The sequence below is a fragment of the Streptomyces sp. NBC_01477 genome, assembly GCF_036227245.1.
Classification (GTDB): Bacteria; Actinomycetota; Actinomycetes; order Streptomycetales; family Streptomycetaceae; genus Actinacidiphila.
On the sequence record NZ_CP109445.1, the window covers coordinates 4,011,422 to 4,030,137 of the forward strand.

Genomic DNA, 18,716 nt, shown 5'->3' on the forward strand with positions numbered 1-18,716 from the left:
GCCACCGGCCGGTGGTGGGTTGCTCGCGCAGTTCCCCGCGCCCCCGGTAAGGCGCCGCCTTACGCGGCAGAACCCCCGGCCTCGCGGCGGCGAAGGCACACCCCCAGCCGAAGGGGCACCCCCAGCAAGCCCGCGCCCTGCGGAAGCGCACCCCCTACCGGAGGGTCACCCCACCCCCGCGCGAGCGAAGGTGGACCCGCCGGCGCGGTGGCACCGCAGGCCCGCGGCGGCGGAGGCGTACCCCGGTGGAACAGGGGGCGCCCTAGTCCGCGGAGGGCGCGGACTTCTTCGCCGTGGCCTTCTTGGCGGAAGCGGCCGCCTTCTTCGCGGGAGCGGCCTTCTTGGCCGCGACCCGCTTGGCCGGGGCCGCCTTCTTGGCGGGAGCCTTCTTCTTCGCGGGCCCCTTCGCCCGCTTCTCCGCCAGGAGTTCGTAGCCCCGCTCGGGAGTGATCGACTCGACCTCGTCGTCCCGGCGGAGCGTGGCGTTCGTCTCCCCGTCGGTGACGTAGGGACCGAAGCGGCCGTCCTTGACGACGACGGGACGCTCGCTGACCGGGTCGGTGCCGAGTTCCTTGAGCGGCGGCTTGGCCGCCGCGCGCCCGCGCTGCTTGGGCTGCGCGTAGATGGCCAGCGCCTCGTCGAGGGTGATCGTGAAGAGCTGGTCCTCGCTCTCCAGCGAGCGCGAATCCGTGCCCTTCTTGAGGTAGGGCCCGTAGCGGCCGTTCTGCGCGGTGATCTCGACGCCCTCCGCGTCGGTGCCGACGACGCGGGGCAGCGACATCAGCCGGAGCGCCTCCTCCAGGGTGACCGTGTCGATGGACATCGACTTGAAGAGCGAGGCGGTCCGCGGCTTGACCGCGTTCTTGCCGGTCTTCGGGGTGTCCTCGGGCAGGATCTCGGTGACGTAGGGGCCGTAGCGGCCGTCCTTGGCCACGATCGGGCGGCCGGTCTCCGGGTCGTTGCCGAGTTCGAAGTCGCCGCTGGGGCGGGCGAACAGCTCCTCGGCGTACTCGACGTCCAGCTCGTCGGGCGACAGGTCGTCGGGGACGTCGGCGCGGCGGTGGTCGTCCTCGCCGCGCTCGCCCTTCTCGACGTAGGGGCCGTAGCGGCCGACCCGCAGCACGATGCCGTCGCCGACGGGGAAGGACGAGATCTCCCGGGCGTCGATGGCGCCGAGGTCCTCGACCAGTTCCTTGAGCCCGCCGAGGTGGTCGCCGTCGCTGCCCGGGGAGGCGGCGGCCGCGCCCGGGTCGTCCGCGCCGAAGTAGAAGCGGCGCAGCCACGGCACGGACTGGGCCTCGCCGCGGGCGATGCGGTCGAGGTCGTCCTCCATGGAGGCGGTGAAGTCGTAGTCGACGAGCCAGCCGAAGTGCTTCTCCAGCAGATTGACGACGGCGAAGGACAGGAAGGTCGGGACGAGCGCGGTGCCCTTCTTGAACACGTAGCCGCGGTCCAGGATCGTGCCGAGGATCGTCGCGTACGTGGACGGGCGGCCGATCTCGCGCTCTTCCAGCTCCTTGACCAGCGACGCCTCGGTATAGCGGGCGGGCGGCTTGGTGGCGTGGCCGTCGGCGCTGATCTGCTCTGCGGTGAGCGGGTCGCCCTCGGCGACCTGCGGCAGCCGGCGCTCGCGGTCGTCCAGTTCGGCGTTGGGGTCGTCGGCGCCCTCGACGTACGCCTTGAGGAAGCCGTGGAAGGTGATGATCTTGCCGGACGCGCTGAATTCGGCGTCCCGGCCGTCCGCGGAGGTGCCGCCGACCTTGACGGTGACGGACTGGCCGACCGCGTCCTTCATCTGGGAGGCGACGGTCCGCATCCAGATCAGCTCGTAGAGCCGGAACTGGTCGCCGGTCAGCCGGGTCTCCGCGGGGGTGCGGAAGCGGTCGCCCGAGGGGCGGATCGCCTCGTGCGCCTCCTGCGCGTTCTTGACCTTGCCGGCGTGGACGCGCGGCTTGTCCGGCAGGTAGTCGGCGCCGTAGAGCTGGGTGACCTGGGCGCGGGCGGCCTTGATCGCGGTCTCCGAGAGCGTGGTGGAGTCCGTACGCATGTACGTGATGAAGCCGTTCTCGTACAGCTTCTGGGCGACCTGCATGGTGGCCTTCGCGCCGAAGCCGAGCTTGCGCGACGCCTCCTGCTGGAGGGTGGTGGTGCGGAAGGGCGCGTAGGGCGAGCGGCGGTACGGCTTGGACTCGACGCTGCGGACCGAGAACTGCGTGTCGGCCAGCGCCGCGGCAAGGGCGCGGGCGGCGGCCTCGTCCAGCTGCAGGACGGTGGCGCCGCCCTTGAGCGCGCCGGTGGCGGCGTCGAAGTCGCGGCCCTGGGCGACCCGGCGGCCGTCGACGGACACCAGCCGGGCGTTGAGCGTCGAGGGATCGGAGGCGTCACCGGTGCGGCCGGTGCCGAAAACGCCGGTCAGGTCCCAGTATTCGGCGGAGCGGAAGGCGATGCGCTCGCGTTCCCGCTCGACGACGAGCCGGGTGGCCACCGACTGGACGCGGCCCGCCGACAGCCGCGGCATGACCTTCTTCCACAGCACCGGCGAGACCTCGTAGCCGTAGAGGCGGTCGAGGATGCGGCGGGTCTCCTGGGCGTCGACAAGCCGCTGGTTCAGCTCGCGCGGATTGCGGACGGCCTCCTGGATGGCGTCCTTGGTGATCTCGTGGAAGACCATCCGGTGGACCGGGACCTTGGGCTTGAGGATCTCCTGCAAATGCCAGGCGATGGCCTCGCCCTCGCGGTCCTCATCGGTGGCCAGGAAGAGTTCGTCGGAGTCCTTGAGGAGGTCCTTGAGCTTCTTGACCTGCGCCTTCTTGTCGGCGTTGACGACGTAGATCGGCTGGAAGTCGCTGTCCACATTGACGCCGAGCCGCGCCCACGGCTGGCCCTTGTACTCCGCCGGCACTTCGGCGGCCCCGTTGGGGAGGTCGCGGATGTGCCCGACGCTGGCCTCGACGACGTATCCAGGGCCGAGATAGCCCTTGATCGTCTTCGCCTTGGCGGGCGACTCGACAATGACGAGTCGGCGGCCGGCCGGTGCGGTCTCGCGGGTCGGGGACAACTTCTGCTCTTCTCTCCGGTTCGAAGGGGTGACGCTGCGGAGTGTGACCGTACCTCCCGGTCCCGTGTCAAACGGGAAAAGTCAACAACGCCATCCGAACGGTAACCCGACAAGCGGCCTGTCTGCCGCATGGACGGGTCATGTCAGAGTCGCGCGGGCGCGCGTCACGCCTGCGCGGGGATCCCCGGGCGGATACGGCCGGGGGCGCGACGCGGCGGGCGCGGACTGCAAGGATGGTCGGCAAGAACCTCGGCGCCGCCTGTCCGCGCCGCAGGCCGCAGTAGCACAGGGGGATCGGATGTCCGACCAGAATCCGTACGGGGACAACAGCTCCTACGGCAGCAATCCGCAGGAGGACCCGCGGATCCAGAAGACCTCGCTGCCGTCGTACCAGCCGACCATGCCGGCACTGCCCGGATACGGCCTCCCGCCGCAGGGCGGCCAGCCGCCGGCCGTGGCGCCCGGCGGCTGGCAGCACGGCGGCCCGCCGCAGCCGCAGTACGGACCCGGCGCGACGCTGATGACCATCGGGGACATCGCGGTCACCGAGGCCGGCATCATGACCCCGGCCGGGCTGCTGCCGCTGCGCGGGGCGGTCTGGACGGTGTCCGACATGTCGAGGACCGAGTCCAAGACGCCGACGTACGCGGTGGTGCTGGCCGTCATCTTCACGCTGGCCTGCCTGGTCGGGCTGTTCTTCATGCTGATCAAGGAGGACGTGACGACCGGCTACGCCCAGGTGACGGTCAACAGCGGCGGCAAATACCACGCCACGATGATCCCGGTGCGCAGCCCGCAGGACATCTACGCGATCACCCAGCAGGTCAACTACGCCCGCTCGCTGAGCGCGTGACGCAGGCATGACCACCGCGGGTGCCGGTGCGGACGGCGGCGCGGGACCGCTGCGGCGCGCCGCGGGACACCCGGCCGCGGCGCCGCTGGGCGCGCTCGCCGCGGCCCTTGCCTGTTCGCTGTATCTGTACGGCACCGACCCGCACCAGCCGGGCCACTGGCTGCCGCGCTGCCCCTTCAACTGGGCCACGGGGCTGCTCTGCCCGGTCTGCGGCGCCACCCGTATGGCGTACGACCTGCTGCACGCGGATCCGGTGCGGGCCTTCCACGACAATGCGCTGCTGCTGCTCTGCACGCCCTTCCTGCTGGCGGTCGCCGGGCGCTGGGCGGTGGCGGGGCTGCGCGGGCGGCGCTGGCGGCCGGTGCTGGGCGCGCGGGCGTCGTACGCCGTGGGGGCGGTTCTGGTGGCGTGGGCGGTGCTGAGGAATCTGCGCTGACGCCTGGGTGACGCTCGGGGCGGCTCAAGGCCCGCTCAGGCCGCGGTCGTCCGGGCCCGCGGGTCGCTCACGGCAGCGGTCGTCCGGACCGCGGTTCATCAGGGCAGCGGGCCGTTCGGGCAGCACGTCGCTCAGGGCCGCGGGTCGCTCAGGGCCGCGCGTCGTCGGGGACGGGTTCGAGGAAGCCCTGCTCGACCAGCATCCGGATGGAGCCTGGGGTGCGGTCGCGCAGCACCACCGGGTCCTCGCCGAGCAGTTGGGCGATGGCGTCCACGATCCGGCCGGCCGGCAGCGTACCGTCGCAGACTCCGGCGAAACCCGCGCCCACTGTGTCGACCTTGGTGGCCCTGCGCATACCGCGGGCCGAACGCAGCACCACGTGCTCGGGGTCCTCGGCGCCCGGCAGCCCGACCTGCTCCTGCACCACCTCGTCGGCGAGCGTGAACCGGGCCTCCAGCAGGTCGGCGTCGTCGTGGCGGCGCAGGAAGTCCTGCCGGGCGAACCACGCGGCAATGTGCGGGCCGAGCGGCTGTTCCACCGGGTGCGGCCATTCCTCCGCGGTGATCACCGGCTGCTCCGCGCCCGACTTGCGCAGGGTGATCCAGCCGAAGCCGACACCGCTGACCTTGGCGCGCTCGAAGTCGTCGAGCCAGGCGTCGTACCGGGCGGCGTACTCCGCCGGGTCGGTGCGGTGGTCGCCGCCGTCGCGCAGCCACAGTTCGGCGTACTGGGCGACGTCCTGGACCTCGCGCTGCACGATCCAGGCGTCGCAGCCGCGCGGCACCCAGCCGCTGAGGCGTTCGCGCCAGTCCTGGCCCTCGGTGTGCTGCCAGTTGGCGAGCAACTGGCACCAGCCGCCGTCGTTGAGGTGGTCGGCGGCCTGCTGGACCAGGGTGCGGCACAGGTCGTCGCCGCCCATACCGCCGTCCCGGTAGGTGAACCGGCCCTCCGGCGAGATCACGAAGGGCGGGTTGGACACGATCAGGTCGTAGCGGTCGTCGCCGACCGGCTCGAACAGGCCGCCCTGGCGCAGGTCGGGCTCGGGAGCGCCGGACAGCGCGAGGGTCAGCCGGGCGAAGTGCAGGGCGCGCGGGTTGACGTCGGTGGCCGTCACCCTGGTGGCGTGCTGGGCGGCGTGCAGTGCCTGGACGCCGGAGCCGGTGCCCAGGTCGAGGGCGCTGCCGACCGGTTCGCGCACCGTCAGCCCGGCCAGCGTGGTGGACGCGCCGCCGACGCCGAGCACCAGGTCGGCCCGGTTCACGCCGGGCGCGCTGCCGACACCGCCAGCGCCGCCGACCGCGCAGCCGAGGTCGGAGACGATCCACCAGTCGGCGCCCCCGTCACCGGCGTAGGGGCGTACGTCGACGGTGGCGCGTACGTCGTCGCCGTCGCGCAGCAGCCAGCCGTCGGCTGCGTAGCCGTCGAGCCCGGGGAGCGCGGCGCGGGCGCGTTCGTACGGCACGGGGCATTGCAGCAGGAAGAGCCTGACCAGGGTGTCCAGCGGTCCGGAGCCGCGGGTGGCGCGCAGCGCGGGCACGGTCTCGGCACGGGAAAGCGCGGCATAGGCGACGGCGCCGAGCAGATCGAGGCAGCCGTCGGCCGTGAAGGCCGCGGCACGCAGATCGTCACGCAGGGCGGGCGCGCTGTCGGGAGCGGGGAGGCGGGGCGTCTTCACACCCGCCATTGTCGCGGAAGGGCGGCGGCCCGGCGCTCCGTGCGCACGTACCGCCGCGACAAGGCGGCGGTTACGAGGCGGTGGGCGACGCCGTGCCGGGCACGCTCTGGCAGCCCGGCTGCTTGGCCAGCGCCTTGCCCTGGTCGCCCTGGCGCAGGGCGCTGAGCGCCTGCTCGCCGTCGGTGCCGGCCTGCTTGAAGGAGTCGGAGACGCCCTGGAGTCCCGCGGCGAACTTGTTCTGGTCGGTGACGTCCAGCGCGTCGACCTGCTTCTTCAGGCTCGCGTACTGCGTGGACAGCGTGGTGAAGGAGGTGACGGCCTTCTGCTGGAATTGATCGCCCTTGCTGCCGGGCGCGGCGCCCGCCCGGCTGAAGACGCCGGCCAGCGACTTGTAGGCGTCGGAGATCTGCTGGAAGGCGGCGGAGTCCGCGGTCCTGACGTCCTGCGGCTTGCCGCCGCTGTCGACCTTGGTGAGCGCGGTGTTCGCGTCGTTGATCTTCTTGGTCTGGGCCGCGGTCTGGTCGCAGACGCCCTTCGCCCAGGTGTCCAGCTTCTTGCCCGTGTCGTCGCTCGAACACGCCGACAGCGACGACAGCGCCAGCAGCACGACCGCACCGGACAGCGCGGCCCCGAGTCTGTGGTTCAGCTTCACCGGTTGGGTCCCTTCCGTGGCGTCACGGCCCCGGAACTTACACGGGAAGGGGGTGTCCACCGCGAATCATCGGAAGATTTTGTCACCATTCATCCGATATTCAAGCCATTCGTAGCAAGCGACGGTACGGCGTCGGTTCGCGGTCCGGTGCGGGCGGACGCGGCCCGGCGTGCAGTCATATGAGGTTGCCCGCAACTGGGCTGACGGTGTGGCAGATGTCACACCGCGGGACATTGTGCCGGACGCGGGGTCAGGCGGCCTGCGCAGAGCAGCTTTCGGGCCCGTCGCCCATGGTGTCGCCGTCGGACGGCTCCTACACGGAGGCGGTCGGCCAGCTCATGCGGATGACTCCGCCGGCGGCGCCCTCGATGACCTCGACGTCGTCCACCAGACCGCTGATGACGGCAAGGCCCATCTCGCCCTCGTCGTCGGCCGCCTCGTCCGCGCCGCCGTCCGGCGAGGAGCCGGAGGCATTGCCGGGGACCTCGTCGGCGACCTCGATGGAGAACTTCTTCTCGTCCTCGTTGAGCATCACCCGAACGGGTGCCTCGACGCCGTTGATGCGGTGCAGCCCGACGGCCCGGCTGCATGCCTCGCCCACCGCGAGCCGCACCTCGTCGAGAGCCGCCTCGTCCACCCCCGCCCGGCGCGCCACAGCAGCCGCCACGAGCCGTGCTGTGCGCACATGCTCCGGCTGGGCGCTGAAGAGCAGTTCTACGGTGGGCATGGCCTCCCCCTCGGTCCTTGGGTGGGCATCACAGGGGTCCGGACGGTGGCCCGTCCGGTACCCCTTCGCTCGGGCGAAGATCAGTCGGTCGCCGCGACAGCCTCGTCGACCGAGGTGTGAATCGGGAACACCTTGGTCAGACCGGTGATACGGAAAATCTTCAGGATGCGCTCCTGGTTGCACACCAGTCGCAGCGACCCCTCATGCGCGCGCACCCGCTTGAGGCCGCCGACGAGCACACCAAGTCCGGTGGAGTCGAGGAAGTCGACTCCCTCCATGTCCACGACCAGGTGGTAACTCCCGTCGTTCACGAGCTCCACCAGCTGCTCACGCAGCTTGGGCGCGGTGTACACATCAATCTCGCCGCCGACCTCGACGATCGTGCGATCGCCGACGGTTCGGGTCGACAGGGACAGGTCCACGGATCCTCCAGCACCTTGCATCGACGCGGCTCCCCCAGGGGCCTCCCCACCGAGGAGTAGGGGCCTTCCCACCGAAGGTAGGGGAAGGACCGGCAGCCGCGATGGCATTCAATCACTTCGCAGTGGGCCAGCACGACGCCTTACTGCGATTGTCCGTCACGCCGGTGACACACTGAGTGCCGATGGCCCAGGATCAACTTCCGCAGTCGGCGCACGGCCGCCCGTCCCCCCGCACCGCTTTGGAGCGGCTTGCCACGGGGGCAGACCGGGCCGCACGCATCACCCATACGGAGCACCTGCCCCCGCGGGTCGGACGTCATGCATTGTGGCCGGAGAGCGTGAGGCCGGAGGTCGTGGCGGCCGTCGCGGCGGCCGGGATCGACCGTCCGTGGGAGCACCAGGCGCGCGCGGCGGAGCACGCGGCCCGCGGCGAGTCGGTGGTCGTCGCCACCGGCACGGCATCCGGAAAGTCGCTGGGCTATCTGGCGCCGGTGCTCAGCGCGCTGCTGGACGGCGCGGACGCCCCGGGCGCCGGCGGGCGCGGCGCGACGGCGCTGTACCTGGCGCCCACCAAGGCCCTCGCCGCCGACCAGCGCCGGGCCGTCAGCGCCCTCGCCGCGCCGCTGGGCGCCGCGATCCGCCCGGCGCTCTACGACGGCGACACGCCGGTCGAGGAACGCGAATGGGTCAGGCAGTACGCCACCTACGTGCTCACCAACCCGGACATGCTGCACCGCGGCATCCTGCCGGGACACGCCCGCTGGTCCTCCTTCCTGCGCCATCTGCGCTACGTCGTGATCGACGAGTGCCACAGCTATCGCGGTGTCTTCGGCTCGCACGTCGCCCAGGTGCTGCGCCGGCTGCGGCGGGTGTGCGCCCGTTACGGAGCCGAGCCGGTCTTCCTGCTCGCCTCGGCCACCTCCGCCGACCCGGCACGCGCCGCCGCCCGGCTCACCGGGGTCCAGGTCGCCGAGGTCACCGACGACGCCTCGCCGCGCGGCGAACTCGCCTTCGCCCTGTGGGAGCCGCCGCTGACCCGGCTGTCCGGCGAACACGGGGCGCCGGTCCGCCGTACCGCCACCGCCGAGGCCGCCGAGCTGCTCACCGACCTGGTGCTCCAGGGCGTCCGCACGGTCGCCTTCGTCCGCTCCCGGCGCGGCGCGGAACTCGTGGCCCTGATCGCCCAGGAGCGGCTTGCCGAGATCGACCCCTCGCTGCCGGCCCGGGTCGCCGCCTACCGCGGCGGCTACCTCCCCGAGGAACGCCGCGCCCTCGAACGTGACCTGCACTCCGGCCGGCTGCTCGGCCTCGCCTCCACCTCCGCGCTGGAACTGGGCGTGGACATCTCCGGGCTCGACGCCGTCCTGCTGGCCGGCTACCCCGGCACCCGCGCCTCGCTGTGGCAGCAGGCCGGCCGGGCAGGGCGCTCGGGGCAGGGCGCCCTCGCGGTCATGGTCGGCCGGGACGACCCGCTCGACACGTATCTCGTCCACCACCCCGAGGCGATCTTCGAGCAGCCCGTCGAATCCACCGTCCTCGACCCGGACAACCCGTACGTCCTCGCCCCGCACCTGTGCGCCGCCGCGGCCGAGCTCCCGCTCACCGAGGACGACCTCGACCTCTTCGGCCCCGAGGCGCCCGCGCTCGTCGGGCAGCTGGAGCGGCGCGGGCTGCTGCGGCGCCGGGCCACCGGCTGGTACTGGACCCGCAGGGAGCGCGCCGCCGACCTCACCGACATCCGCGGCGAGGGCGGCAAGCCGGTCCAGGTCGTGGAGTCGGCGACCGGACGCCTGCTGGGCACGGTGGACGCCTCCTCGGCCCACACCGCTGTCCACGACGGGGCCGTCCACCTCCACCAGGGCCGCAGCTACCTGGTCGAGCGCCTCGACCTCGACGACAGCGTCGCCCTGGTCGCCCGCGCCGACCCGCCCTACTCCACGATGGCCCGCGACACCACCGCCGTCCGGGTGCTGGCCGCCGACATCGAGGAGCCCTGGGGCGAGGCCCGCATCCACTTCGGCTCGGTCGAGGTCACCCACCAGGTGGTGTCCTATCTGCGCCGCCGGCTGGTCAGCGGCGAGGTCATGGGCGAGACCAAGCTCGACCTCCCGCCGCGCACCCTGCGCACCCGCGCCGTCTGGTGGACCGTCACCGAGGACCGGCTGGACGCCGCCGGCATCCACCCGGAGGAACTGCCCGGCGCCCTGCACGCCGCCGAGCACGCCTCCATCGGCCTCCTTCCGCTCTTCGCCACCTGCGACCGCTGGGACATCGGCGGCGTGTCCGTACCGCTGCACGCCGACACCGGCCTGCCCACGGTCTTCGTCTACGACGGCCACCCCGGCGGTGCGGGCTTCGCGGAACGCGCCTTCCACACCGCCCGCAGCTGGCTCACCGCCACCCGCGAGGCCATCGCCGCCTGCGAATGCGACTTCGGCTGCCCCTCCTGCGTCCAGTCGCCCAAATGCGGCAACGGCAACGACCCGCTGGACAAGGCCGCGGCGGTCCGCCTCCTCGACTGCCTGCTCTCCTCCGCTCCCGGGGCCGAGCCTCCCTCCGGCGCCACCGGCACCGGCCCGGGCGCGCCCCGGCCCTCCGATGCCCCGCCCGCCGCCGGTGCCGACCACGACGACGCCCCGGCCGGCACCTCCACCGCCGACGCGGCGGACACCGACACCGCGCCGGACCCGGTCCCGCCCTCCGAAGACCCCGGCCACAACAGCGGCCCGGCCGTTCCCCACGCCGGGGCGGACCCGGCCCAGCGGCGCGGCGACGGGAACGGCGGGGGCCGGTCCCGCGTCGAGTGACGGTCCCGCGCGGGAACGCACCCGCGCTCCGCCGACCTCCGCCACCACATCCGAGACCTCGCCGGTGACCGCGCAGCTCGCCAGCCGGGCGCCCTGGGCACGCGCGACCTCGGCGGCGAGGGCGCAGGCGGTACTGCGGCCGTCCAGCGCGTGGTCGGCGGCGGCGAGGGCCGCCAGGTCCGCCGCGGCGCCCGCCCGGTGCCGCAGGACGACCGCCTGGCCGAGGTAGAGCCCGGTCGCGCAGAGCGTCAGCAGCACGGCGACGATCCCCAGCGACCACACCGTGGCCGACCCCCGGTCGCCGCGCCGGCTCCACCCGGTCATGGGCCGCCACCTCCGCCCACGGTGTCCTCGGCGAGGGCGGCGGCCTGCGCCGTCAGGGTGACCGGGAAGCGCGGCCGGGGCACGGTCACCCGCACGGTGACGAGGTCGCCCGCCCGGCCCACGCTCACCCGTGCCCCGGACGGCGCGGTCTCCCGCGCCACCCGGAGCACCTCGGCGTCCAGCTCCGACCTGGCCGCCGCCCGCGCCCCGGCCCGCGCCGCGTCCACGCACTCGACCTGCGCCGCCGCGGCCATCACGGCCCAGATGAGCACCCCGGCCAGCACGATCAGCACCGGAATGGTCATCGCCGTCTCGGCCGTGACATACCCGCGCTCGTCGTGCCCGGCCGACAGCCGTCCGGGACCGGCGCCCGGTCCCGGACGCACGCCGCGACCGGGAGCCGCGCGGCGGTCAGAACGACGCATGGAGTGCCTTCTCGATCACCGCGGTGAGCGCGGACCGCACGGGTCCGCTGGTCACGATCTTGTAGAGCACGGCCGCGAAGCCGCACGCCGCGATCGTCCCGACGGCGTATTCCGCCGTGCTCATGCCCGCCTCGGCCGCCGCCCGGCACGCGCGCGTCCTGCGGTCCCACCACGCCGGCCGGCGGCGTGCGCCCGTCCTGCGGCTGTTCACGTCGAGCGGCACCGGTGACGAAGACCGCGGGGCAGCCGTCCTGGAAATATTCATTACTGATTCCTCCCGTTTCGGGTTGTTTCGCGATCGGCTCAGCGCCGGTCCTGAGGTGATCCGGGGCATGCGGAACCACGCCCCGGGTGTGTGGTTGGTCTGCGAACGGCCGCTGTGCGGGGTTCAGCCGCTCCCGGCGCCGAGGACCGCCCCTGCCAGGCCGATCACCACCGGCACGACGCCGACCAGCAGGAAGGCCGGCAGGAAGCACAGGCCGAGCGGCGCGGTCGCCATCACTGCGGCCCGCCTGGCCCCCGCGAGAGCCGTCCGGCCGTGCGCGGCACGCAGGTCCGCAGCGAGGCGGGACATCTCCGCCACCGGCGCGCTGCCGGTCGTGGAGGCCCTGGCCAGGCACCGGCCCATCTCGCGGGCGGCGGGCAGCCCGCCGAAGCGCTGCCAGCACTCCTCGGGGTCCCCGCCGAGCCGCAACTCGGCCTGAGCCCGTATCAGCGCGTCCCCCAGCGACCCGCCAAGACAGCTGCCGACCGCACCGGCCGCCACTCCCGGCGTCGCCCCGGCCGCAAGGCAGGCGGCCATGAGATCGGCGCACAGCGGCAGTTGCGCCGGATCGGGCACCGAGGGTGCCGTGCGGCCGCCTGCGGCCCTCCGAAGGCCGCTGAGCACCCGTCCGGCCCCGGCGGCCGCCAGCAGCCCCACAAGGACGCCCAGCGCTCCGCCGGCGAGCACGCCCGCCATGAGCCCGGCGGCTGCCGCGGGACCCCACCGCCGCGCCGGCCCGTCCACCGCCTGCCGCAACCGGCCGGCCTCCGTCCGGCGCGGACGGACCTCGCCGAGCGCCGCCCGCAGCCGGCGCGCCCGCTTCCGCTGCCGCCCACCGTCGACGGCGACGACCAGTGCCGCGCCGCCCGCAGCCAGTGCCGCCACCGCTGTCCCCAGGCTGTGGACAGACCCGGCGCCCGCGAACGCCGCCAGCGTCAGCGCCCGTGGCCCCCGGTCCGGCCCGCCCGGCAGCCCGGCCCTGTCCCACCGCGCCGGCCCGCCCGTACCGTCCACGGGCGTCGTACGGCCGGCGCCAGAGCCGCGCCCGCTTTCCGCAGCCCGGATGATCCGGGCCGTCCAGGCGAGCCCCGCCCATTCCAGGAGGCCGCCCGCCAGCAGGCACACCAGGCCGGTCGGGGTGTGCAGCAGGATCACCGCCGGACGGGCGCCGAGACCCGCGCCCAGGACGATGCCGAACAGCGGCAGCAGCGCGAGCAGCCCCGCGGTGGACCGCGGCCCCGCCAACTGCGCCCGCAGGTCGTCGCGCTGGTCGGCCTCGGCTCGCAGTGCTGCGGCCACCCTGTCGAGCGCGGCGGCCAGGCCCGCACCGCCGTCCACCGCGACCTGCCAGCACGCCGCCATCGCGGCCAGGCCCCTCGTGCCCTCCGACAACCGGGCCGCCGCCCGCAGGGCCTGCGGCACATCACCGCCGAATCTGGCGGCCGACAGCAGCAGCCGGGCCGCGCCGGACAGCTCGGGCGCATCGGGCCAGCCGGCTGCCTCGACCACGTCGCCGAGCGCGGCATGCGGCGGGCGGCCCGCCCGCAGGTCACCGGCCAGTGCGCCGCACAGCGCGCCGACCGCGGCGGCGCCGCGATCCGCCGCCGCCCGCTCGGCCCGCCGCCGCAGCGCACGCCGCGTCAGCGGGATCGCGGCGACACCGGCGAGCAGCGGCAGTACCGACCGGGTCGACAACGCCAGCGCCGCCCCGGCCGGCAGGCACAGCGTCTCCACGCCGGCCCACCGCCCCAACCGGACCGCACGTCCGAACCATCGCCCCGGCCAGCCAGCCTCCCGCAGGGCGGCATACCGCTCCACGCGGCACCGCAGCCCCACGGCCGCCTCCCGCAGCCGCTCCCCGCCGGATCCGCCGCGCGCCCGCCGCCGTTTCGGCCCGCCCTGCCGGGTCGCGCCGAGCGTCCGGTGCGCCCGCCGCCGCGGCCCGCCGCCTTCCAGCGCCGTCCACAGAAGCACGCACGCGCACAGCACGGCCGCCCACACCACCGCCATCGGATCAGTCGCCCTCATGACGGCCCCCCGCTCCCGGGCGCGTGGCCCAGCCGCAGTTCGACCTCTGACACCCGCCACCGCCACCGGCTGCGGAGCACAGGCCCTCGGCCACGTCCCGGCGGCTCGAACCACCGCACGCCGGACCCCGACACGCACCGCCGCCGGCCCCTGGACGCACCCCGCAGGCTCCCCAGCGCCCGCGCCGAGCGGAAGCCGACTCCTCGCCCCCGCCACCACCGCCGGCCGCGGGCCATCCGCGTCCGCTTGACCGCCGCGCTCATGCCGCACCCCGGGCGCACAGTTCCGTCAGCCGCGCCCAGCCCGGGCCGTGTTCGACCCGGCCGCGGCCGTCGCGAAACATCGCGGGCACAGTGCCGACCAGGCCGTCCGCCCCGCGGCGCAGTACGTGGATCTCGGCGACCCGGCGCAGGCCCGCGGTGTCGCGGGCCAGATGGATGACGAGCGACAGCGCCGCCGCCAACTGACTGTGCAAGGCGGCCCGGTCCAGGCCCGCGGTCGAGCCGAGCGCTTCCAGCCGGGCCGGGACGTCCGCCGCAGCATTCGCGTGAACAGTGCCGCAGCCCCCTTCATGACCGGTGTTCAGCGCACTCAGAAGGTCAGTGACCTCGGAGCCCCGCACCTCGCCGACCACGAGCCGGTCGGGACGCATCCGCAGCGCCTGCCGGACCAGGTCCCGCAAAGTGACCTCGCCCGCCCCTTCCTGGTTGGCCGGGCGGGTCTCCAGCCGGACGACATGCGGGTGGTCGGGACGCAATTCCGCGGAGTCCTCGGCGAGCACGATGCGCGCGGCGGGATCGACCAGGCCGAGGAGGCAGCTGAGCAGGGTTGTCTTGCCCGAGCCCGTGCCGCCGCTGATCATGAACGACAGCCGGGCGTCCAGCACGGACCGCAGCAGTGCGGCGGTCCCGGCGTCCAGGGTGCCCGCGCAGACGAGTTCGCCGAGGGTGAAGGCGCGGGAGCGCACCACCCGCAGGGACAGGCAGGGCGATCCGACCACGACCGGCGGCAGCACCGCGTGCAGCCTGGTGCCGTCCGGCAGCCGAGCGTCGACCCAGGGACGGGCGTCGTCCAGCCGCCGGCCCGCGCTGGTGGCCAGCCGCTGGGCGAGCCTGCGGACAGCGGCGGTGTCGGCGAAGCGGACGGTGCCGCGCTCCAGACCCCGGCCGCGGTCGATCCACACCTCGTCAGGACCGTTGACCAGGATGTCGGTGACCTGAGGGTCGGCGAGCAGCGGCTCCAGTGGTCCCGCACCGACGAGTTCCGACCTGAGCGCGCCGACCACGCCGAGCACTTCGGTGTCCCCGAGCAGCCGGCCCTGGGCGCGCAGCGCCGCCGCGACCCTGGCGGGTGTCGCTTCGCCGCCGTGCTCGGCCAGCCGGAGCCTAACGGCGTCGAGCAATTCCGTGCTCATACCGGCACGCTCCCGCCGCCGGCCAGTGCCTGCGCGAGGAAGGCGGTGCAGAAACGGGCCAGCGGTCCGCGCCCGGACGAGCCCGGCGGTCCACCGCCGTCGAGCGCGTCGACCGCCCTGCCCTCCAAAGGCAGTTCGCCGGCCAGCGGGAGTCCGACCAGCCGGGCGGTCTCGCGGTCGTCGAGCCCGGAGGCGAAAGGGCCGCGGGCCACCACCCGCAGGTCCTTGAGGACCATGCTGACGGCCGCCGCGACCCGGGTGGCAGCGGCGACCGCCCGCAATTCGGCGGGCACGACGATCAGTCCGACATCGATCTGCGCCAGTGTCTCGGCGACCGCCTCGTCCACCCGGCGCGGCAGGTCGACCACCACCACTCCGCCGCGCCGCCGGGCGGCGCCGAGCACCGACCGCATGGCCTGCGCCGGGACGAGCACGGAGTCCCCGCGGTCCCAGCTGAGCACGCTCAGCGATTCGAGCCGCGGCAGGGACTCCTCCAGCGCCCCGCTGTTGACCCGGCCGCGTGAATCGGCGAGGTCGGGCCAGCGCAGCCCGCCGGTCCTTTCGGCCCCGACCAGGATGTCGAGGCCGCCGCCGAGCGGATCGCCGTCGATCAGCATGGTGCGGCGGCCGGCCCGTGCCGCGGTGACGGCGAGGGCGCAGGCCAGCGTGCTCGCGCCGGCGCCGCCGCGGCCGCCCACCACTCCGATGGTCAGGGCGGGTTGGCCGACCCCTTCCGCGATATCGGCGATCCGGTCGACCAGCCAGCTCTCCGCGTCGGGCAGCAGCAGCACATGGTCGGCCCCGATGTCGAGCGCTCTGCGCCACACTTCGGAGTCGTCCAGGTCCCGCCCGATGAGCAGGACGCCCTTGCGGCGTGCGGTGCCGCGCACCCTCTCGGTCGCCTCTGCGCCCACCAGGACCAGCGGGGCGCTGTCCCAACTCGACGCGCGCGGTGGCGCGGTGAAGACGACTTCCGGTTCCGAACCGGCGGCCGCGCACAGTCGTAGCAGATCGTCGAGGAGTCTTTCGTCCTCGGTGACAATCAGCGGTCCGCCCGGCCGTTCGGCTGCGGCCCGCAGTGGCCCGGGCGTGATGGATCCGAACATTTCTCTGTCCCCCGTCGCTTGTGATGCGAGCACGGCGTGCGTCGCTGAGATCAGCTTGGGGGGAGAAGAGGGAATTGCGATGATCTTGGTCGGAATCTGTGGACAACTCGGCGATTGTGGATAACTCGCCACTCGCACGAGTGACTTCACGCCGATCCGGCAACGATTACGGAACGTCACACGTCGTATCTGTCAAAGCCCGCGCGCACGCGAAGGAGACCGGCATGGACGAGCACGGCACACGACCCGGCCGAACGCGGCAGAACGGGTCCGGACATGCGACGACCCCCGCCGGGGGGGAGAGCGGGGGTCGTCCCCACGGTCCGACTCGGGGGGGGAGGAGCCAGACCGGGTTAGCACGGTCGCGAACGATCCGTGACTTCCATGGTGTACCCGATGGCCTTCCAGAGCAAACCCACGCGCCGGACCTTACGCCGAATGGTGGTTGCCTATGCTCGTCCTGTGGAAAACCACCTGCCACCGCGCACCGCGGCGTTCTTCGATCTCGACAAGACCGTGATCGCCAAGTCCAGCACGCTCGCCTTCGGGCGATCCTTCTACCAGGGCGGTCTCATCAACAGGCGAGCGGTATTGCGTACCGCATATGCCCAGTTCGTGTACTTGGTCGGCGGCGCAGATCACGACCAGATGGAAGGCATGCGCAAATACCTCTCCGAGCTGTGCCGCGGCTGGAATGTCCAGCAGGTGCGGGAGATCGTCGCAGAGACCCTGCACGACCTGATCGACCCGATCATCTACGACGAGGCCGCCTCGCTCATCGAGGAGCACCACGCCGCCGGCCGAGATGTCGTCATCGTCAGTGCCTCCGGCTCCGAGGTGGTCGAACCCATCGGCGGCATGCTCGGCGCCGACCATGTGGTGGCCACCCGGATGGTGGTGAAGGACGGGGCGTACAACGGCGAGATCGAGCACTACGTCTACGGCCCCGCGAAGGCCGACGCGATCGAGGAACTTGCCCGCTCGGAGGGCTACGACCTGGAGCGGTGCTTCGCCTACAGCGACTCGGTGACCGACATCCCGATGCTGGAGTCGGTAGGCCACCCCTACGCGGTCAACCCGGACCGCGCGCTGCGCCGGGAGGCGGCGGCGCGCGAGTGGCCGGTGCTCACTTTCAACCGTCCGGTGCGCCTGAACCAGCGCATCCCGTCGCTGTCGATGCCGCCGAGGCCGGTGCTGGCCGCAGCCGCGCTGGGCGCGGCAGCCGCCACCGCGGGGCTGGTCTGGCTGGCGGCCCGTCGGCGGCGGCCGGTTGTTTTGTCATGATTCCACCCAGAAGCAAAGAAGCGTAGCCAGGGGTTCCGCTACTGGCCGGTCGGCGGTAAAAAGGATGTAGCGGCCCGCGAGACCACGGACTTCCGAGAGGAAGACCGCAGATCACAGCAGTTGGCCCCACGGACCGAGCATGGAAGCCGGGCACCCACGCGTAGCCGACCCGCCAACCGGGCCAGCCGCACCAGGTAACGGGCGAAGTCCCCGACCTGATGGGCAGAATTCGCGCACGCACTGGTAACCCGGCGGACGTGTCAGCGGCGGCACCACCACGGTGCCGCCGCAACCCCTTCCGGCCGCAGCACGCACCCCTCAGCGGGGGACGTACCGGGGCCAGGACGCCGCCGTGCAGTGTCCGCTCAGGCGGCGCCGCGCTGCAGAGCCTCGCAGACGGCCACACTCTCACGTACTCCGAGCTCCAAGGCCCTGCCGCAGTGACCGATCCATACGGCCATACCCTCGGGAGTGCCCGACGCGTAACCCTCCAGGGCCTTGAGATAGTCGGCCCTGCCCAATTCCGCGTAGCCGACCTCGGCCGGGCAGATGGACTTCGGGTCCAGGCCGCTGCCGATCAGCACGATGCGTTCCGCGGCCCGCGCGACCGGGCCGTTGAAGGAGCCGAACGGGCGCAAACAGAGCAGCTCACCGTGCACGACCGCCGCCACCACCAGCGCAGGCGCCGCGGTGCCGGCCAGCAGCAGCGCGGTCAGGCCGTCGAGCCGGGCGGTGACCTCCGGGGGCTCGGGCAGGTCGATCTCCGCCGCCGAGAACAGCGGCTCGTCCACAGGCTCACCGGCGAGCCTCGGCCGCCCGACCGTCGCGTCCATGGCCGCACCGCTCGCCGCCACCAGGTGCAGCCTGGCCAGCGCCTGCATCGGCGAGCGGCGCCACACACCGAGCAGCTGGCCGGCCTCCGCGGTCAGTCGCAATGCCGCGCCGACCGCACGGGCCTGGTCGTCGGCGGAGAAGTCACTGCGTCTGCGGACCTCCTCCAGGGACCAGTCGGCGCCGGCCAGCGCCGCGGAACCGCGGGCCGCGCGCAGGGCCGCTTCGGAGGTCACTTCATCCGATCGGCGGCGCATCACCCGGTGCCCGTACAGCTTGTCCACAGCCTGCCGGACTGCGTCGACGGCCTCGGGTACGCCGGGCAGCGTGCCGAGTACGACCATCGGGTCGGTGGACAGCCCCTGGGCGGCGGACGGATCAGCGTTCGTAGCCATGCACACGACCCTAC

General features: G+C 73.3%; 15 protein-coding genes and 1 pseudogene. 4 read left to right on the forward strand and 12 right to left on the reverse strand.

Translation table 11 applies throughout. From position 1 onward, the window contains the following. Window positions 1-262 precede the first annotated feature (262 nt). Window positions 263-3,058 carry a type I DNA topoisomerase gene (gene topA / locus OHA86_RS16695; protein WP_329176241.1) on the reverse strand — a complete coding sequence of 932 codons (2,796 nt, stop codon included), beginning with the start codon at window positions 3,056-3,058 and terminating at the stop codon, window positions 263-265. A 298-nt stretch (window positions 3,059-3,356) separates the two neighbouring features. On the opposite strand from topA, the gene OHA86_RS16700 reads away from it, so the two are divergent. Next, window positions 3,357-3,911, forward strand: coding sequence for a hypothetical protein (locus OHA86_RS16700; protein WP_329176242.1), 555 nt, complete (start codon window positions 3,357-3,359; stop codon window positions 3,909-3,911). A 7-nt stretch (window positions 3,912-3,918) separates the two neighbouring features. Next, a complete protein-coding gene (locus OHA86_RS16705) occupies window positions 3,919-4,347 on the forward strand; it encodes a DUF2752 domain-containing protein (protein ID WP_329176244.1) in 429 nt (142 codons plus the stop codon). A gap of 148 nt (window positions 4,348-4,495) precedes the next feature. Here the strand turns inward: OHA86_RS16705 and OHA86_RS16710 are convergent, their stop codons facing one another. From OHA86_RS16710 to bldG, 4 genes are all read right to left on the reverse strand, one after another. Then, on the reverse strand, window positions 4,496-6,031 hold the full coding sequence (locus tag OHA86_RS16710) for a DUF7059 domain-containing protein (RefSeq protein ID WP_329176246.1): 1,536 nt from the start codon (window positions 6,029-6,031) through the stop codon (window positions 4,496-4,498). Window positions 6,032-6,092: 61 nt separating this feature from the next. After that, window positions 6,093-6,674 carry a small secreted protein gene (locus tag OHA86_RS16715; RefSeq protein ID WP_329176248.1) on the reverse strand — a complete coding sequence of 194 codons (582 nt, stop codon included), beginning with the start codon at window positions 6,672-6,674 and terminating at the stop codon, window positions 6,093-6,095. A 313-nt stretch (window positions 6,675-6,987) separates the two neighbouring features. Beyond that, on the reverse strand, window positions 6,988-7,401 hold the full coding sequence (locus tag OHA86_RS16720) for an ATP-binding protein (protein WP_329176249.1): 414 nt from the start codon (window positions 7,399-7,401) through the stop codon (window positions 6,988-6,990). Between the two features lie 80 nt (window positions 7,402-7,481). After that, window positions 7,482-7,823 carry an anti-sigma factor antagonist BldG gene (gene bldG, locus OHA86_RS16725; protein WP_031520166.1) on the reverse strand — a complete coding sequence of 114 codons (342 nt, stop codon included), beginning with the start codon at window positions 7,821-7,823 and terminating at the stop codon, window positions 7,482-7,484. A 182-nt stretch (window positions 7,824-8,005) separates the two neighbouring features. Here bldG and OHA86_RS16730 point away from each other — a divergent pair, with 182 nt between their 5' ends. Beyond that, a complete protein-coding gene (locus OHA86_RS16730; protein WP_329176250.1) occupies window positions 8,006-10,630 on the forward strand; it encodes a DEAD/DEAH box helicase in 2,625 nt (874 codons plus the stop codon). Window positions 10,631-10,645: 15 nt separating this feature from the next. Here the strand turns inward: OHA86_RS16730 and OHA86_RS16735 are convergent. The 6 genes and pseudogenes from OHA86_RS16735 to ssd all read right to left on the reverse strand — a co-directional run. Beyond that, window positions 10,646-10,954: pseudogene (locus tag OHA86_RS16735) on the reverse strand (Rv3654c family TadE-like protein); the annotation flags it as partial. Beyond that, the gene (locus tag OHA86_RS16740; protein ID WP_329176251.1) at window positions 10,951-11,379 is read right to left on the reverse strand and encodes a TadE family type IV pilus minor pilin; all 429 of its coding nucleotides are present in this window, start codon (window positions 11,377-11,379) and stop codon (window positions 10,951-10,953) included. The gene OHA86_RS16740 and the pseudogene OHA86_RS16735, both read right to left, overlap by 4 nt. Beyond that, entirely contained in the window at window positions 11,366-11,503 is a 138-nt protein-coding gene (locus OHA86_RS36100) for a DUF4244 domain-containing protein (protein ID WP_443071753.1), read from the reverse strand. Before OHA86_RS36100 ends, OHA86_RS16740 begins: the two co-directional genes overlap by 14 nt. A 264-nt stretch (window positions 11,504-11,767) precedes the next feature. Then, window positions 11,768-13,672 carry a type II secretion system F family protein gene (locus tag OHA86_RS16750; RefSeq protein WP_329176252.1) on the reverse strand — a complete coding sequence of 635 codons (1,905 nt, stop codon included), beginning with the start codon at window positions 13,670-13,672 and terminating at the stop codon, window positions 11,768-11,770. A 259-nt stretch (window positions 13,673-13,931) separates the two neighbouring features. Then, window positions 13,932-15,086 carry a TadA family conjugal transfer-associated ATPase gene (locus tag OHA86_RS16755; protein ID WP_329176253.1) on the reverse strand — a complete coding sequence of 385 codons (1,155 nt, stop codon included), beginning with the start codon at window positions 15,084-15,086 and terminating at the stop codon, window positions 13,932-13,934. Next, window positions 15,083-16,192, reverse strand: a complete 1,110-nt coding sequence (ssd, locus tag OHA86_RS16760; protein ID WP_329176255.1) for a septum site-determining protein Ssd — start codon at window positions 16,190-16,192, stop codon at window positions 15,083-15,085. Before ssd ends, OHA86_RS16755 begins: the two co-directional genes overlap by 4 nt. 438 nt (window positions 16,193-16,630) lie before the next feature. Here ssd and OHA86_RS16765 point away from each other — a divergent pair, with 438 nt between their 5' ends. Then, window positions 16,631-17,476 (forward strand): HAD family hydrolase, encoded by an 846-nt coding sequence (locus tag OHA86_RS16765; RefSeq protein WP_329182441.1) that lies wholly within the window; start codon window positions 16,631-16,633, stop codon window positions 17,474-17,476. Window positions 17,477-17,841: 365 nt separating this feature from the next. Here the strand turns inward: OHA86_RS16765 and OHA86_RS16770 are convergent, their stop codons facing one another. Further along, window positions 17,842-18,702: an oxidoreductase gene (locus tag OHA86_RS16770; RefSeq protein ID WP_329176257.1), complete on the reverse strand. Its 861-nt coding sequence runs from the start codon at window positions 18,700-18,702 to the stop codon at window positions 17,842-17,844. Between the last annotated feature and the right edge of the window lie 14 nt (window positions 18,703-18,716).

What these genes read in the sequence shown, in the direction of transcription:
- OHA86_RS16700 (WP_329176242.1), top strand. Translation starts at nt 3,357, where the DNA reads ATGTCCGACCAGAATCCGTACGGGGACAACAGCTCCTACGGCAGCAAT.
- OHA86_RS16705 (WP_329176244.1), top strand. Translation starts at nt 3,919, where the DNA reads ATGACCACCGCGGGTGCCGGTGCGGACGGCGGCGCGGGACCGCTGCGG.
- OHA86_RS16710 (WP_329176246.1), bottom strand. Translation starts at nt 6,031, where the DNA reads ATGGCGGGTGTGAAGACGCCCCGCCTCCCCGCTCCCGACAGCGCGCCC.
- OHA86_RS16720 (WP_329176249.1), bottom strand. Translation starts at nt 7,401, where the DNA reads ATGCCCACCGTAGAACTGCTCTTCAGCGCCCAGCCGGAGCATGTGCGC.
- OHA86_RS16730 (WP_329176250.1), top strand. Translation starts at nt 8,006, where the DNA reads ATGGCCCAGGATCAACTTCCGCAGTCGGCGCACGGCCGCCCGTCCCCC.
- OHA86_RS16740 (WP_329176251.1), bottom strand. Translation starts at nt 11,379, where the DNA reads ATGCGTCGTTCTGACCGCCGCGCGGCTCCCGGTCGCGGCGTGCGTCCG.
- OHA86_RS36100 (WP_443071753.1), bottom strand. Translation starts at nt 11,503, where the DNA reads ATGAGCACGGCGGAATACGCCGTCGGGACGATCGCGGCGTGCGGCTTC.
- OHA86_RS16750 (WP_329176252.1), bottom strand. Translation starts at nt 13,672, where the DNA reads ATGAGGGCGACTGATCCGATGGCGGTGGTGTGGGCGGCCGTGCTGTGC.
- OHA86_RS16755 (WP_329176253.1), bottom strand. Translation starts at nt 15,086, where the DNA reads ATGAGCACGGAATTGCTCGACGCCGTTAGGCTCCGGCTGGCCGAGCAC.
- ssd (WP_329176255.1), bottom strand. Translation starts at nt 16,192, where the DNA reads ATGTTCGGATCCATCACGCCCGGGCCACTGCGGGCCGCAGCCGAACGG.
- OHA86_RS16765 (WP_329182441.1), top strand. Translation starts at nt 16,631, where the DNA reads ATGGTGGTTGCCTATGCTCGTCCTGTGGAAAACCACCTGCCACCGCGC.
- OHA86_RS16770 (WP_329176257.1), bottom strand. Translation starts at nt 18,702, where the DNA reads ATGGCTACGAACGCTGATCCGTCCGCCGCCCAGGGGCTGTCCACCGAC.